This window comes from Flavobacterium sp. KMS (genome assembly GCF_000813005.1).
Lineage (GTDB): Bacteria > Bacteroidota > Bacteroidia > Flavobacteriales > Flavobacteriaceae > Flavobacterium.
The window spans coordinates 460,950-477,304 of record NZ_JSYP01000001.1 but is presented as its reverse complement, the minus strand read 5'-3'; the positions used below and the strand labels follow the sequence as shown (position 1 = coordinate 477,304).

General features: G+C 31.8%; 12 protein-coding genes and 1 tRNA gene. 11 read left to right on the top strand and 2 right to left on the bottom strand.

Annotated elements, in window-relative coordinates:
• The first annotated feature begins 93 nt into the window (after window positions 1-93).
• The 7 genes from OA93_RS02030 (at window position 94) to OA93_RS02000 (ending at window position 8,579) form a co-directional block, all read left to right on the top strand.
• Window positions 94-537: a hypothetical protein gene (locus OA93_RS02030; RefSeq protein WP_039111592.1), complete on the top strand. Its 444-nt coding sequence runs from the start codon at window positions 94-96 to the stop codon at window positions 535-537.
• A gap of 35 nt (window positions 538-572) precedes the next feature.
• Window positions 573-1,349, top strand: coding sequence for a hypothetical protein (locus tag OA93_RS02025; protein WP_039111459.1), 777 nt, complete (start codon window positions 573-575; stop codon window positions 1,347-1,349).
• Window positions 1,350-1,982: 633 nt separating this feature from the next.
• On the top strand, window positions 1,983-3,086 hold the full coding sequence (locus OA93_RS02020; protein WP_039111458.1) for a hypothetical protein: 1,104 nt from the start codon (window positions 1,983-1,985) through the stop codon (window positions 3,084-3,086).
• Between the two features lie 22 nt (window positions 3,087-3,108).
• Window positions 3,109-3,600, top strand: coding sequence for a DUF4280 domain-containing protein (locus tag OA93_RS02015; protein WP_039111456.1), 492 nt, complete (start codon window positions 3,109-3,111; stop codon window positions 3,598-3,600).
• Between the two features lie 4 nt (window positions 3,601-3,604).
• Window positions 3,605-6,571, top strand: a complete 2,967-nt coding sequence (locus OA93_RS02010) for a hypothetical protein (protein WP_039111455.1) — start codon at window positions 3,605-3,607, stop codon at window positions 6,569-6,571.
• A gap of 14 nt (window positions 6,572-6,585) precedes the next feature.
• Window positions 6,586-7,602, top strand: a complete 1,017-nt coding sequence (locus OA93_RS02005) for a hypothetical protein (RefSeq protein WP_131474442.1) — start codon at window positions 6,586-6,588, stop codon at window positions 7,600-7,602.
• Between the two features lie 68 nt (window positions 7,603-7,670).
• Entirely contained in the window at window positions 7,671-8,579 is a 909-nt protein-coding gene (locus OA93_RS02000; RefSeq protein ID WP_039111453.1) for a hypothetical protein, read from the top strand.
• A 303-nt stretch (window positions 8,580-8,882) separates the two neighbouring features.
• On the opposite strand, the gene OA93_RS01995 is transcribed toward OA93_RS02000, so the two are convergent.
• Window positions 8,883-8,955: transfer RNA gene (locus OA93_RS01995), tRNA-Met, on the bottom strand.
• Between the two features lie 117 nt (window positions 8,956-9,072).
• Between OA93_RS01995 and era the strand changes: the two genes are divergently transcribed.
• The 4 genes from era (at window position 9,073) to OA93_RS01975 (ending at window position 15,161) form a co-directional block, all read left to right on the top strand.
• The gene (gene era, locus OA93_RS01990; RefSeq protein WP_039111452.1) at window positions 9,073-9,954 is read left to right on the top strand and encodes a GTPase Era; all 882 of its coding nucleotides are present in this window, start codon (window positions 9,073-9,075) and stop codon (window positions 9,952-9,954) included.
• Between the two features lie 66 nt (window positions 9,955-10,020).
• Complete coding sequence (locus OA93_RS01985; protein WP_039111451.1) at window positions 10,021-10,542, top strand: DinB family protein; 522 nt, start codon at window positions 10,021-10,023, stop codon at window positions 10,540-10,542.
• Between the two features lie 375 nt (window positions 10,543-10,917).
• Complete coding sequence (der, locus tag OA93_RS01980) at window positions 10,918-12,228, top strand: ribosome biogenesis GTPase Der (protein WP_039111450.1); 1,311 nt, start codon at window positions 10,918-10,920, stop codon at window positions 12,226-12,228.
• Window positions 12,229-12,404: 176 nt separating this feature from the next.
• The gene (locus OA93_RS01975; RefSeq protein ID WP_039111449.1) at window positions 12,405-15,161 is read left to right on the top strand and encodes an outer membrane beta-barrel protein; all 2,757 of its coding nucleotides are present in this window, start codon (window positions 12,405-12,407) and stop codon (window positions 15,159-15,161) included.
• Between the two features lie 215 nt (window positions 15,162-15,376).
• On the opposite strand, the gene OA93_RS01970 is transcribed toward OA93_RS01975, so the two are convergent.
• The gene (locus tag OA93_RS01970) at window positions 15,377-16,114 is read right to left on the bottom strand and encodes a DUF2490 domain-containing protein (protein ID WP_039111448.1); all 738 of its coding nucleotides are present in this window, start codon (window positions 16,112-16,114) and stop codon (window positions 15,377-15,379) included.
• Between the last annotated feature and the right edge of the window lie 241 nt (window positions 16,115-16,355).

Genomic DNA, 16,355 nt, shown 5'->3' with positions numbered 1-16,355 from the left:
GGTCGGGTGGCAAATTCGAATAATGGCTTAATTTAGTCCCAAACCTGCTGTAGTACCAGAATGTTAGCCAACATTGTAAAAAAAAGATTTTCTATGAAGACATATTTCTCCTTAATTTTATTATTCTTTCTGTCTTGTAATAATAAACAAAAGCAACTGGAAGAAGCGCTTTTAAAAAAAGAAGGACAGGTTGAACTGGATTACTTTCACTTGCTTGATCAAAGTTCTGATAAGAGTTATGGCTTTTCAGAATCTAATCCAATTAAAGTTGGAGGAAGTTCCGAAAGTATGGGGCCAAAAAATGAGCGAAGATTTTTAAGTGCGTTAAAAGGTCCAAATGGAGAAACAGTTAGATTTTACAGAGAAGGAAGTTGTTGTCTTTTTGAAACTCCTAATGTAGAAAAAGGAATGAAAGGTTCACTTGATACTTATAAAGTATATTGGGAAGATATGACGGATGATACTCTACGAATTTACATAAATATGTACGATAAAGACAGTTTAATGATTCCTGTAGGTTTGACTTCAAAAAAATAACCAAAAGGGGTTACCTGCTATTTTAAACAAACACTATGCAAATACAACCATTAACATCGAATCAGTCAAGTGAGGAAAATTTATTTGACAGTTTTGTAATCGAAAATCTAAAATCTTTCGATGAGCTAATTGAAATTTATCAGACTTATAAACAAAATAATTCTGATAAGACAATAATTTTGACACTTGATGATTTAGGGCAAGCTGAATATACAAGTGGACATTCGATAAATTCAAATGATCTTGACGAAACAGAAGGATATGACTTATCAGGGCTTGATAAATCGTGTTTTGAAGATGGCGAACATTTGGGCTATCTTTCAACACCATCTGAGTTTTTCATTAGAAAGGAGAACTTATTGAAACAAGCAAAAGGTATTGACTTCGCATCTGTTTGTGAAAGAAAATTAACAATTGACGAAGCCGAAATTTTAATTTTAGAGAAAGTTAATCGAACGCCACTTGATTACTTAGATGAACAGGTAATTCTTAAAATTGTTCCTGTAGAAAAGCCATATGAAGGAATTTGCGGTTTCCCGAATGGTTATTTTGAAAGCGACCTAAATCCTTTTGAAAATTACGCTTTAGCAAAACACTTATTTGAAAAATACAATTTTGAACTTTTTGGAATAGGTGCTTCACTTTTAGGCTTTTTTAGAAATGAAAAATTGGAAGAGAATAAAGCAAAAGAATTAATTTCAGATTTATCAAAATTATACAACACTAACGAAACAGCATTCGACAAATTCTTTGAAATAATTAAAAGTAATAATTATCTGTTTTTAAAATACTGTGAATACTTGGAAGAATAAAAAAAGTGATCTTCGAAGTGTTCTTATGAAAAGCTGTGCGAATGTCTCCTGACTTCGCACCCGTAATCTGATTCAAGAAGAAAAAGGGATATGATTTTTAGAAATCGGGCAAATAGATTAGATAATCTAAAAATATTTTATGTTAGTTTCTTGCGGAGATTGCTTCGTCAGTTCGCTATCACTCGTGTTTTCGTTCCTCAGGATGATACGTTTACGATTGTTTTATACACAAAATTTTTGTAGGCCCGTTTGTGAAAAGTTATGCAACTATTAATGTTGTAAATCTAAATAAACAAAAAAAGCTTCAGAGAAATCTGAAGCTTTTTGTCTTAGTAGCGGGAAGCATTCAAATTTCTAACCAGATTATTATAATCTTATTGAATGTGCATCATAAATTTAATTTTTAAATTCTGCTATAACCTTTTTGAAGAATAAAAAGAAGCCTACCAAATATATTGTGTCCCTATTGTTTCTTTAAATATGTAAAATTATTTATTGGGAAGGCAGATCAATACATCAAGCCTCTGTTTTTTAAATGCGAAATTTGCTGTTAAAAAATTAATTTAAAATACTTTTTTTTTAAAACTAAAACTTACATTTACATAAAAAAAATAACAAACCTTTTCTTAATATATGCCCAGTTTAGAAAAAATAAATTTTTATAAAGACCGTGAGTTAAAACATAGTAATTTTAATGAAACAAGAAAATTCGGATACAGGTATCAAGATTTTGAAAATGAAAAACTTATTAAAGAAGTGCATTACGAAGTCGACATAAACTGTAAAACCCGCCATAGTTATAATGATTTTATTTTTGAAATAAACCGAAAACAAGTCTATGTTGACAATAAGGAACCAGATCTATTAGTAGAGCAAATGCTGGAAAAATGTGCTAAAGCAATTTTTCCGATAAGAATTATACCTGCTGAGGATGGTACACTATCTGAGATCGACAATCATGATGAAATTCTACAAAGATGGCGCTCATTAAAAGAACATCTTGGTTCTTATTATTATAGTGACGTTGCTTATAAAATATTAAATAAAGTCCATAAACTAATTTTAAACAAACAAGAACTTGAAAAGTCGTTAAATCAAGATTGGTTTTTTCATCTATATTTTTCTCCTCTCTATATTGACTATCCTCTGGAAACATCACAAATATATAAATGGAAATCGCCTGTTTTTGGTAATCAGTCTATTGGTTATAATGTAAATCATACTATCGAGGAATATTACACTGCTACAGACAAAATAATTATTAATGCTAAAGGCAAAAGTAGTGATGAGCGTTCCATTGAAGAAGTTTTACAGGGAATTGATTATCCAAAGGCAAAATTACAAGGTATAGCCTATAAAACTTTAGAATCAGAAATGGAAGTAAAATATAAACTCTATGCAGAGGACAGATCAATATTTTCGATTATTTCGACTTATGAAACTAAAATAAATGATACTAAAAACAAAACACAAAAAATATCATTATACCATTTGGTAGATGATAAATTTTTTAGGCCTGAGTCTGATCTTGGAGCACGTAGGGCACAGGAACAATTTAAAAGCTTTCAAACTGCAGGAGACGAAGATATTATAGATATAAGTAAAAGATTGAAAGATTTTAAATATACTCCCAGTTCAAAAGAGCCTCATGAAAAAATAAGTCTATTTGTAGAAGAAATCCCAACTCTCCAAAGAAAAAGCTCATTAGAGAGATTCTTAAAGATGTTTAAAAAATAAGATAATTTAATCCCAGATTATTATGGCTGAAAAACATTTTGTTGTTCAAGGAGCAACCTGTGAATGTAAATTTAGTGTTGAACCCAAAATTGATAAGTTAAAAGTTAAAACACATTCGAAGCATTATGCAAATGATAAAGACGGAAAGGATAAACTTATTGCCACTGACAAAGAAATTGGGCAGACATTAGAAAAAAATACTTTTGGTAAATGTAAAATGCAGCCCAACGGAAGCGGAGATTATCTGCCTTGTCAGGCGGTAATTACAAAATGGAGTGGTTTTTATGAAAAAGTAATTTTATCTAATAAAGGCAAAATATTACTTGAAGATAGCAAAGCTACTTGTCCGATAGGAGGGGCTGACTGCATCACAATAAAAAATCATGGACAAGTTGCTGAAGTTTCTAAACAAAATGTAAAAAACAGTGATAATGAAATAAATGCACAAATATTCCCAGGAATAGACCTGAGTAATTTAGAAACAAAAAATATACAACTGCCAATTAAAGATTAGTATTATGTCAAAACTTAAATTAAAAGTTAATCCTGGAATTAATGATATTTACAATCCTAATAATTCATTTATTAAAATTGGAAATTCCAATTCTAAGCCAAATAGTAAAAATGAACTCGGAAATAATAATCCTATTGTTCATGCTGTAATAGAAAATTGGAATGAATTATCAGAGACTGAAAAAAATGATACTGTTTGGATATGGAGTTTACTAGAGAACAAGTTAGCATTTAAAGATAACGACTATAATAAATTTATTGGTAAAGGATACTCTGGTGGAAATTTCAGCCTTCCAGCAATTTACAGTGGTAATGCAGTTGCTTGGTTAGAGCCCTACATATATGGAGTTAGCTCTCCAACAGGTAATCCTAAAAAAGGGCTTTTTGTGTCAGGAAAAGCAACTCCAAAAGTGATTGGTTATGAATGGAGAAAGTATTCATCGAACAATGATGGAGCCATCATAAAGGGAGATGTCAAATATGGAGAAACAATACAACTTCATATCTATACGGAAGGGTTATATGGAGATGAAATACTAATTAATCTTCATGATGTACAATTTGAAGATGAAGATTTACCTTTATTTGAAAAAGATAACGGCGTATATCAAAAAGTACCCAGACCTAAAGAGGAAATTAATAAAAAAAATGCCCCTATATCTCACAAAACATTAACGAGAGAAGTAAAAGTACATAATGATTTACAAGATCGAGTTATTAAATGTGAATTATACACTCTAAAGATAATTGATGAAAGCAAGAATGAAACGACAAAAAAATCAGTTCAAAAGTGCATTGTAAATATTTATGTAGATCCTATTTGGGCTTTTTTTGTTAATAAAGAAACAAACAATCCTCAAGGTACCGACAATTCTGTTGAGATAAAAGCCTATATATTCACGGCGGTTAACAACCAATATTTAAAGATAAATAATTCTGACAACCAGCCTCTTGTAAGAGTATTAGGCAGGACATCTGAAAAAACTGCTTTAGAGCCCGAAGGAAATAAAGTTTTAGTTGCGGGTACAATAGAAACTTCAATTGCTAATTTTTTGCCATGTCGCTTTAACAGAGCTGTTGGTAAATATGCAAGAGGAGAAGAGACGGTTGAAATCGAAATCTATAATATTCAAAATAATCTAAACTTAACCAAATTAGTTTTCCCTCTGACAGCTGGTATAAAAGAAGCTCGAAAAGATTTTACAGTAGAATTAGAGGGTTTACAAACCAGTGAATGTATTTATGCTGACGATCCCGTTAAAACACATACTGGTCATGTAATTGATATTTCTAAAATTGAAAAATTAATTGAAAACGGTAAAGGCAAAAAAAGCGAAAAATGGAGATTAGCAGAGTATAAAAGCAACAGTGTTTCAAAAGAAAACCCTAATGTAGAAGCTGAAAATCATGGTTCTGATGAAAGTATTATTACAAACAGTTTTAAATTTATAAATGGTATTTCATCTCTAAAATCGCAAGCCTCTTTTAAAGTTTTAGAAGAGCATAAGCCTTTTGTTTTGCAGCCCCCAACAGATGAAAAATTAGAATTACAGGTAGGTTATGACTTTACAAATGGAAAAAAAGTCAGCGCATTACGTGGATTACTGCAAACTTTATGGCCGAATACTGAAAGTTTAGCACAAAAATACACTGTTAACTTACATACATGCTGTCCTGATATACCTTTAGATATTATGGTTTATCCTGATACTAAGTGGACATTGCAATTAGCGTTTAACTATGATGGTGAAGAATTTAATAAGTTGCGAGATATCTATCACGATAAATGGAAACTTAAAGAACTGGAAGCAAAAGATGATCTAAAAAAATTAAAGGCAAAATCTGAGAACCTTGATTCTGATGAAAAAAAGAAACGCAAAAAACTAAAAGAAGCAAAACTTAAAGCAAAAAAAGCTAAAGCTAAAGCAAAAAGAAAACAGTCCTATAAAAGCCAGGCTTCGCACATGATTAGCAACACTACAAACTTAGGGCTAATTGATTGTGAGTTTTCGCTCATATGTGAGTTTGATCGTCCTCACCAAGCTTTAGAGCTATCATCAGGCATGCCCGAAATAACCGATTTCTTAAAAAAAATAGGCAATATTAAAGATTTGATTGAAAGTATCTTTAATGGTACAAACGACAAAACTACTCAAAATTCTCCTAAAGGAAACAGTAAAACAAGTGCTAGATCAAATAGATTAAAAGAAAAATTAGAAAAAAGTAAAGCAACAAAAAAGAGTAATTGGAGTTTTGAGTTTATCCCACCAAGTGTGGGAGTATCGGTAAGTTGGTATGCTGACCCTCCAAAAGATTTATATACTCCAGTAATGGGCACAATGATAGAAGGCGCTATAGATTTTGACCCTCTTTTTGGATTTGAAATCAAGTATGATGTTTATCAATTGTTATACAAAATAAATCATCCTGTTGTTCTAGCTGTAGTAGCAACGTTAGACATTTTAGACGAAGCACTTGGAGACAATTTTGACATTGATCTTGATCTAATTATAACGTCAGAAATTAGTGGTGCACTGAAAGGAACTATAAATACCGCTGAGGGCAGTAAATATAGTGAGCGATTAATGAAAGACGACGATGATTCTCCTTGTAAAGTTGGTGGTAAAGTAATGATGACACTTTCCGGAAAAATAAAAGGTAACGGAACTGTTGCATATTTAGGTTTTGTTAAAAGAAAATTATACGCTGGTCTTGAAGTGGAAATGACTAGTGGGATATCTGTAGAATGCGTTACCAAAGCTGATAAAGATAGTATTTATATCGAACCAGAAATGAAATTTGAAGGATTTGTAATAGGTGCCAAGTTTGAAGCTGGTATTGTTGATCCACCAGTAGATGATACTGAACTAACTGAATCAGACGGAATACACTACACTGCTGAAGGTAGAATAGTAGTTCTTGACCCTTATGAATGGAGTACTGGATGGAAACTACCAATAATTTCTCTATAATAAACAACAATAATATGAAACAAATAATTTTAACTTTCGCACTAAGCATTTGCTTAATGAGTTGCAACTCACAAGAAAAAAAGAATACGATGAAAGAAAATCCTTTATTAGCAAATATAAAAAAGTATGATTATGAACCCATTTATCAGTTACAAGTAGAAACTTTATATAATTATGACATTTGGGCTAATGATGTTTTGGTTCTAACAAAACACAATAATGTTATGAATGTTTTTGGAACTTTTGATAATTCATTTATACTTAAAAGTGGTTCACAAAAACTAAAAGTAAAAATTTATCCTCCAATTCCTTTTGGCGAAGGGCAAGTTACGCCAAATGAATATCTAAAGAATGGAATCAAATTTAAATTAAAAGTAGAACAAACAGCCTGGGAAAATGGAAGTTTGGAAGAGCCTAAACTTATTATGAATTATGAACTACCACAATATCAACGTGATGTGAATAATGAGGAAGATTACAGTAAGCCTATCGATTATAGTAAATTAAAAGAATTTACGACAGAATTAGATTTTATAGCTAAGGTGCCTTATAGTTTATATAGTTGGGAAGATAGCGAAGATTTAACAAAAACAGATACTCTGGATCTAAAAAAGAAAGTATTAGCTTTTTATAATGAATTTAGAAGCAGTATTGAAGACGGAAATAGTGATTTTTACCTCAATAGTATCAAAAAAGCTGAATTTAATTATTTTCAAAGTAATTACTTCACTATTGAAAGTGCAAAATCAAAAAGTAATAAATGGATTGATTTCGTTGCGAAAGGAAAAACTTTTGAACCTATAGATAGCGGTAAGCTTGAATTTTACGGTAATGGTAAAATTGTAAGTATTAGAGGAGTTAAAACATGGGATAAAAATGAGGGAATTTTAAGATATCGTTATAAAAAAGGGGCTTTTAATTATGTACTAGTTTTTGACATTTTTTTACATAGACCTAAAGGCGCAAAAGATTTTGAAATAATCCGATATAGTATGATCGATAAAAACTTCTTAAAGGGAGAAGCAAAATGATAAATCTAAGATGGATATTTCTTTTTTTTCTTGTGAATTGTAATTCACAAGAAAAAAAAGAGAATACTATGAATACAGAACAAAGAATATCTTTTATAGCAGATAAAATAAAAAAATATGATTATGAACCCTTGTATCAAATAAAAGTTAAAACACAAAATTGCTATCAGATACTAGTAAATGATTTTCCTGTATATACTTATTTTGATAAAATGAGAGGTAAAATAGGCTTTAGTATTAATTCCGCTATTCTAAAAAGTGGTATTCAAACTTTAAAAATGAAAATATATCCCACTTACAATTCTCAAAACATTCAAAATGAATATCTAACAAATAAAGATTTCTTTTCTTTGGAAATAGAGCAAACATCTTGGAGTAAAAATGGCAATTTAGAAAAACCCGAAACGATTTTAAAATACGAACTGCCAAAATATAAAACAAATAATAATGATGAACCTAATTACGAACAACCTATCGATTACAGTAAACAAAATCAATTCATTAAAGAATTTACATTTACAGCGAAAGTACCTTATGAATTAAAAGGATGGTCAGAAAGTGAAGACCTAAGCAAAATAGACAAAGAAGTTTTACTGCAAAATGTATTACAGTATTACCATAAAACTATTGATGCTTTTAGAGATAAGGATTTTGATTATTTTAATACTCTTTATCTTAAGGCTGATACAGAATGGTATCAATCACAATATTTTTCTGAAAGTGTTAGAACTAAATTTCAAAAAGCATTATATCAAAACAGCTTTAATAGTTTAGAGATGCTTCCATTGAAAAATTATAAATTATCTTATTACTGTAATAATACAGTAATAGCTTTAGAAAGTTTATCAGGACACAATAAAGGAAATTCAATGTTTTCATATCAGTTTGTAAATAATTCTGGAGCAAAAGTTGTTGAATGGAATAATTTATTTTTACACATTCCCAAAGGCTCAAAAGAATTAGAAATTATACGTTAAATGAAAATAAGATACTACTGAAGAAAGATTATCATATATATCAAGTAAAATAAAAAAATATGATTATGAACCTTTGATTAAATAAAAGTTAAATCCCCTGCTGGCGTGAGCATCCCGTTCGTGAACGCAACGAGATGTTGACAAAGAGGGGGAAAATAAAAAAAGCTTCAGAGAAATCTGAAGCTTTTGTCTTAGTAGCGTGAGCAGGACTCGAATCTGTGTCCGACGCGGCGGATATGAGCCTGATAGCTTAGATTTTGTAATAAAAAAAAGCTCCAGATTTCTCTGAAGCTTTTGTTTTAGTAGCGGGAACAGGACTCGAACCTGTGACCTTCGGGTTATGAGCCCGACGAGCTGCCTACTGCTCTATCCCGCGTTGTTTCGGGTGCAAAGGTATAACCAATTATTGGATATTTCAACAAAAACTTTAAAAAATGTTTTATTTTCTGTATTGACTTGATATGACTACCTTTGCAGAATAAATAGTACACAAATGTCACATAAAGCAGGTTTCGTAAACATTATCGGAAATCCAAACGTTGGAAAATCAACACTAATGAATGCCTTCGTTGGAGAACGATTGTCTATAATAACATCTAAAGCACAAACTACACGTCATAGAATCCTAGGAATCGTAAATGGAGAAGATTTTCAGTTGATCTTATCTGATACTCCGGGAATTATCAAACCAGCATACGAAATGCAGGAATCGATGATGAACTTTGTAAAATCGGCTTTTGAAGATGCTGATATCCTAGTTTATATGGTAGAGATAGGGGAGCAGGAGCTAAAAGACGAAGCTTTCTTTAATAAAATCATACATGCCAAAATTCCAGTTCTATTGTTATTGAATAAAATCGATAATTCGAATCAGGAACAATTAGAAGAGCAAGTTGCATTCTGGACTGCTAAAGTTCCTAATGCTGAGATTTTCCCAATTTCGGCTTTGCAAAACTTTAATGTGCCTGAGGTTTTTGGTAGAATCATCGAATTATTACCTGAATCGCCAGCATATTACCCAAAAGATCAATTGACAGATAAGCCGGAACGTTTCTTTGTAAACGAAACTATCCGTGAAAAAATCTTATTGAATTATAGTAAAGAAATCCCATACGCAGTAGAAATTGTAACCGAAGAATTTTTTGAAGATGAGAATATCATCCGTATTCGTTCTTTGATTATGGTAGAACGCGATACGCAAAAAGGAATTATCATTGGACATAAAGGTGCTGCTTTGAAAAAAGTGGGTATGGAAGCTCGTGCGGATTTAGAGAAGTTCTTCGGAAAACAAATTCATATTGAACTATACGTAAAAGTGAATAAAAACTGGAGAAGTAATGCTAATATGCTAAAACGTTTTGGGTATAACCAATAAATGTTGATTTGGTTAATCGTTTAACTATTTAATCGGGAGTCGTTTTAAACGTATAATCTAAAGTTGATGATAAAATCGGATATTAATCCTATGCCAGAATACTTTGACAGGTATATTAATCTTGTTGAAGATATAGAACTAGAAGAAGCTTTTGAGAAAAGTATAGAACAATTACAATTGTTGGATATTTCGACTTTTATAGCATTAAAAGGAAAAACATATCTGGAAGGTAAATGGACAGTTAATGAAATTATCCAGCATATTACTGATATCGAAAGATTATTATGTTCAGGGACTTTGAGATTTGCCAGAGATGAAAAGGATTTTGTTATAAGTTTTGATGAAGATGAAATGGCAAGAAAATCTAAAGCAAATTCTAAATCGATAACTGAAATCATTGATGAGTTAATTGCCGTAAGACGAGCCACAGTATCATTATTTAAAAGTTTTGATGCTGAAGATTTGCAGAAAACAGGAATTAATTGGAAATATAGAATGTCTGTATTGGCAATGGGGTTTAATATAATTGGTCATCAAATTCATCATTTGGATTTTATTGAAGAAAAATATTTACCACTGATTGGTTAATTGTAAAAAAGGTTAATCGTTGAATCGGTTAATTGTTTAATCGAAAGTCTAGCCCTGATAGTAGTGAAAATCCTTTTGTGACGCTCCTTTAGCGGAACAAAAGATTACTTCACTTTATGTATATTTAAAAGCGGAGTTCAGTGAACTTCGTTTGAAGCGGGTAGCAGGAAACAGCTCCTGAAAAAAGTAGTCAGTTTTTAGTTTAGAGTCACAGTTTTAGCAGTTTTTTTACTGAATACTTAAAACTGATAACTGCAAACTAAAAAAGACTACCTTTGCAAAAAATTAAAATAAAGCATTTTGGATTACAAGTGATTAGGTTTTTGGGTAACTAAAAAGCTGAAATCTAGAATCCAGGATCTAAAATTCAAAAAAATGAATAACATTGTTGCGATAGTAGGAAGACCTAATGTAGGGAAATCAACCCTTTTTAATAGGCTGATACAAAGAAGAGAAGCTATTGTAGATTCAGTATCTGGGGTTACCCGTGATAGAAACTATGGTAAAAGCGAGTGGAACGGAAAAGAATTTTCGGTTATTGATACCGGCGGATACGTTCGTGGTTCTGATGACGTTTTTGAAGGAGAAATCCGCAAACAAGTAGAATTGGCTATTGATGAGGCCGATGTTATTATTTTTGTGGTAGATGTAGAAGAGGGGATTACACCAATGGATGACATTGTTGCTCGTTTGTTGCGTAAAGTTACAAAACCGGTTTTACTTGCTGTAAATAAGGTAGATAACGCAATGCGTGAGAAAGATGCGATTGAGTTTTATAACCTAGGTTTAGGTGAATATTATACGTTTGCTAGTATTTCGGGAAGCGGAACAGGAGATTTATTGGATGCTTTAATCGAATCTTTCCCTGTAAAACCAGAACCTGTTCAGGAAGAAGTGGTTTTACCACGTTTTGCTGTTGTAGGACGTCCGAATGCTGGGAAATCTAGTTTTATCAATGCACTTATTGGTAAAGAACGTTTTATGGTAACTGATATTGCGGGAACTACTCGTGATGCAATTGATACTAAATTTGACCGTTTTGGTTTTGAATTTAACTTGGTTGATACTGCGGGAATCCGTCGTAAGGCTAAAGTGAAGGAAGATTTAGAGTTTTACTCAGTAATGCGCTCAGTTCGTGCAATTGAGCATGCTGATATTTGTATCTTGGTTATAGATGCAACTCGTGGATTTGAAGGTCAGGATCAAAGTATTTTCTGGTTGGCTGAGAAAAACCGTAAAGGTGTTGTAATCCTTGTGAACAAATGGGATTTGGTTGAAAAAGATACGATGTCGACTCGTGATTACGAAGAGAAGATCAAAAAAGAATTAATGCCTTTTACTGATGTGCCAATTTTGTTCGTTTCGGCTTTAACGAAACAACGTTTATTGAAAGCATTAGAAGCTACGGTTCAGGTTTATGAAAATAGACAACAAAGAATACCTACATCTAAATTTAATGAATTTATGTTGAAGGTGATCGAAGCTTACCCGCCACCAGCGACTAAAGGAAAATATGTGAAAATTAAATATTGTATGCAGTTGCCAACACCTACGCCTCAGTTTGTGTTTTTTGCTAACATGCCACAATATGTTAAGGAACCATATAAAAGATATCTTGAAAATAAGATTAGAGAAAACTGGGACTTTTCAGGAGTGCCAATCGATATTTATATCAGAGAGAAATAATAAACAGAAATCCCGAGAAATCGGGATTTTTTTATGCAATTAATGTATGTTTACAGCGTTTTATTTTGGTGAATTATCTTTGTTAGCAAGGTTAGTTTGTAAAGCCAAGAAAATAGATGATAAATAGTTAAACCTTTGCCCTTTTTTTGGGTCTTATAGTATTAAAAAATCCTTTCATGATTAGATTATACGCTTTCTTATTGCTTTTTATTTTAGGTTTTACTGCTAGTGCTCAAAATGACATTGTTATAAAGGGAACTGTCATCGATATTAATACGCAATTACCACTGGAACTGGCTACAGTTTATTTTACTACAGTTAAAGATTCGACTATAATTGAATATGCAACGACGGATAAGAATGGTTTTTTTAGCATAAATACTAAGAAATATGATAAACCTGTTTTTATGAAGATAAATTACATGGGATATCAGCCGTATTATGAGGAGGAAAAAGGATTACTGGCAAGTAAGGATTATGGAAAATTATATTTACTCGAGAACGTAAATGCCTTAGATAATGTGGTTATAAAAAGTGAAGCTGCGCCAATTACAATGAAAAAAGATACGCTAGAGTTTAATGCAGCTTCGTATAAAGTGCGCCCAGACTCGAATGTAGAAGCTTTATTGAAGCAATTGCCAGGCGTAGATGTAGATAATGATGGTAAGGTGACTGTAAACGGAAAACAAGTAACTCAGTTTTTGGTAAATGGGAAAGCTTTTTTTGATAAAGATGGGGCGATTGCTTTGAAAAATTTGCCTGCTGATATTATAAAAAAAGTTCAGGTTTCTGATTTTAAAACCAAAAAAGAAGAATTATCTAAACAAGAATCAACTTCGGATTATTCGAGTATAAACTTAACTATAGACGAAAAGAAAAATAAAGGTTTCTTTGGGAAGATTCTTGGCGGTTATGGCTCTGACGATAGATATGAGAGTAGCCTTATCATGAATTTTTTTAATAATAAACAAAAGATTAGTGTTTTAGCTTCTTCTAATAATATTAATTCTACGGGATTCTCTATGGATGATGTGTTTGATAATATGGGAGGAGGAAGAAATAGTAAAGGATTAAGTAATAACTCTTCTGGTGGTGGTAAAGGAATCACACAATCGAACTTGCTGGGCTTTAATTACTCTGATGAATGGTCTAAAGATTTGGAAGCTACGGCGAGTTATGATTTCTCTAATACGGTTAACAAAAACGCAAGTAAGTCTGATCAAACTAGTTTTTTGCCTACAGGAAATATTGTAACAAGTTCAGACTCGAATACAAGAAATGAAAATACAGGTAATAATGTAAACCTTGAGTTAGAGTATAAAATTAATCCGACTACTCAAATTTTTGTTTCGCCAAAATTGGGTCAGTCTCGTTCTAATAATAATTCAGATTCATCTAGTTTTTCTGAAGATGGAAACGGGCAATCTTTAAACGAAAGTAATTCGAAATCCTATTCAGAAAGTACCAATACTAACTTTAGTAATGTTATTAACTTCAATAAAAATTTTGAGAGAAAGCATCGTAACCTAAGTTTGGTATTTATTAATAATAATACAAGTAATGATTCGGACGCGTTAAATCTTTCGGAAACTATTTTTTATCAAGACAGTAAACCTAGTGATAAGAGAAATCAAAATACTAAAAAGAATACTATTAGTGATACTTACTCGTTAGATCTGGAATATACAGAGCCTATAACTGATTCGTTGAGAGTAAGATTTGGATCAAATTTTGATTTGGCAAATACTATAAATGATGAAAAAACATTCAACTTTGATCCAACTACAGAATCGTATTCGGATTTAAATTTATCATTGACGAATTATATAACCTCCAAACAAAATTCGATTAGTCCTAAAGTTGGTATTACTTGGCAGAAAGATAAGTTTACCATAAACGTGAATTCTAGAACAGCAATTGTCGATTATGATAATCACTCTTTGTACTTGAATAAAGAAACTGATTTGAATAAAAAATATGCTTTGCCTTATGGTGATTTCCAAATTAGATACAAGTTTAGTAAGTCAAAAAACATATCGTTTAAGTATGATTATTCTAATGCGCTTCCTACTTCGACTCAGTTATTACCTGTCTTGAATCTGAGTAATCCATTGAATACTATAATAGGGAATCCAGATTTAAATCCTGTTGAGAAAAATAGTGCTAATTTTAATTTTAGGAATTTTGATTTCCGAACACGATCCGGTTATAGTTTGTTTGTAAGGGGAGATTATTATAAAAACGATGTTGTTTCGACCTCAATTTATGATGATAGCGGAAAAAGAACGACTACTTATACTAATATTTCGGGAACTTATGCTATTAATGCAGGAGGTAACTGGAACCAGTCTATAAAAAAAGATGCTCATGTTTTAAGATATGGTCTAGGATTAAATGGTGGTTATTCTTTTGATAAAGGATATACAAATGCGGTTTTGTACAATGCAAAATCTACAGCAATTACGCCAAAAGTATATTTATCATACGATTATGGCGAGTTGCTTACTATTGCTCCATCATATAGTTTTTCTTATAACGAAACAACGTATGAGAACTATTCTAGAGATGCGACCTCTAACGTGATTCATAAAATTAATTTGCAGGCAACAACTTATTGGCCTGAAAATTTAGTTTTTGGTAATGATTTCGGATACACTTACAATTCTAATATTTCGAGTGATTTTAAGAAAGATTTCTTTCTATGGAATACGAGTTTGTCTTATGGAATATTGGACAAGAAAATGTTTATAAAAGTAAAAGTTTATGATCTTTTAAACCAAAACCAAAGCGCCACAAGGACAATTTCGGCGACATCTATTCGTGATGAAGAAAATACTGTTTTAAGACGATATGTAATGTTTTCGCTATCGTATAAAATTGGAAATTTTGCATCTGATAAAAAAGGATCTAAGAAAAAGGGTGGAAGGGACTAAGGTTTTTTTATAGGTTCAAAGGTTCAAAGTTACAGAGGTTCTGAGATACTAAGGTTTTATAGGTTCAAAAGAAACAAAGTTAGGAAAACTTAAAGTTTGAATTGGCTCCAGCTTTGGCTGGAGATATTAATGATTAAGAGGAAAAGGGCTTTAGCCAAATCTTTTCGTCTTGCATGTTGCACCTTTTTATCTCACATTCTCAAGTCTTCACGCTCTCACATTTTCCGATTAATTCTGTGGTAAAGTGTAAGTCTGATAATATCTCTGTCGTAAAAATCGACTCCGCTCGCTCTTCGCTGAAAGTTTTTTAAGTAGCCTAATTCTAGACCTACATTTGGATTAAAATGATAACGTAATGCAACATAAATTCTATTTTGGTCGAAGGTATTTCTCTTGATTTCTTTTCCGAAATTTAATAAGACTTCATTAGAAATGGTTCCTTTTAAGCTTCGTTTTTCTTTCTCCCAAAGGGTAAATGTAGATTGTAAACGGTACCGAAATCGAAAGGAAAAAGAGTAACCATCGAGTAATTCTTCTTGATTGGCTTTGTGAATAAAACGTTCTTCTAGCTGAAAACGATTGTGGAAAGTGATTTTTGCAATGTCGTTTATAAGTGTAATATCTTGTTGTGCTCTGTATTCTGGAATCGAAAAATCGGGATCAATTTCGGTACTCTGGGTATTGACATTAAAATAAGCGAAACCTCCACCAAGATCAATAAGTTTATTTGCTCGGTATCTTCCCTGAACTCTTAAAACCCATAGGTTTTCGTGAATAGGATTGAGAAAACTGCGATTATCAATTTCAGAATGTAAGGACCACTTTTGGCTTAACGGCAATATATTGTAATATCTTATCCAGGTAAGAGTTTGCTGGTCGATATTTTTTTTGGTTTGCCCTGCCAATAATTGACTTGTTAGTACGAGAAAAAAAAGTAATCTGCAAGATTTCATTCAGCTGTTATTCAGGCTGCGAATATATACAATTGATATTGATAATTAAATCGGCTTTTGGTTTGATTTTGTGATTTGTAAATAAATGGTACGCGGATTATACGGATTCGCTAGGCGAAAACGCAGATAAAAACTGATTTTTTAAATTTATAATTTTGGAGAAATTCTTTTAATTCTTTTAATCTGTGGCAAGAAAAATTAACCGCAAAGTTTGCAAAGATTTACGCAAAGTTCGCAAAGT

Excerpts from the sequence above, each read along its gene's own strand:
- OA93_RS02030 (WP_039111592.1), top strand. The coding sequence starts at position 94 with ATGAAGACATATTTCTCCTTAATTTTATTATTCTTTCTGTCTTGTAAT.
- OA93_RS02025 (WP_039111459.1), top strand. The coding sequence starts at position 573 with ATGCAAATACAACCATTAACATCGAATCAGTCAAGTGAGGAAAATTTA.
- OA93_RS02020 (WP_039111458.1), top strand. The coding sequence starts at position 1,983 with ATGCCCAGTTTAGAAAAAATAAATTTTTATAAAGACCGTGAGTTAAAA.
- OA93_RS02015 (WP_039111456.1), top strand. The coding sequence starts at position 3,109 with ATGGCTGAAAAACATTTTGTTGTTCAAGGAGCAACCTGTGAATGTAAA.
- OA93_RS02010 (WP_039111455.1), top strand. The coding sequence starts at position 3,605 with ATGTCAAAACTTAAATTAAAAGTTAATCCTGGAATTAATGATATTTAC.
- OA93_RS02005 (WP_131474442.1), top strand. The coding sequence starts at position 6,586 with ATGAAACAAATAATTTTAACTTTCGCACTAAGCATTTGCTTAATGAGT.
- OA93_RS02000 (WP_039111453.1), top strand. The coding sequence starts at position 7,671 with ATGAATACAGAACAAAGAATATCTTTTATAGCAGATAAAATAAAAAAA.
- era (WP_039111452.1), top strand. The coding sequence starts at position 9,073 with ATGTCACATAAAGCAGGTTTCGTAAACATTATCGGAAATCCAAACGTT.
- OA93_RS01985 (WP_039111451.1), top strand. The coding sequence starts at position 10,021 with ATGATAAAATCGGATATTAATCCTATGCCAGAATACTTTGACAGGTAT.
- der (WP_039111450.1), top strand. The coding sequence starts at position 10,918 with ATGAATAACATTGTTGCGATAGTAGGAAGACCTAATGTAGGGAAATCA.
- OA93_RS01975 (WP_039111449.1), top strand. The coding sequence starts at position 12,405 with ATGATTAGATTATACGCTTTCTTATTGCTTTTTATTTTAGGTTTTACT.
- OA93_RS01970 (WP_039111448.1), bottom strand. The coding sequence starts at position 16,114 with ATGAAATCTTGCAGATTACTTTTTTTTCTCGTACTAACAAGTCAATTA.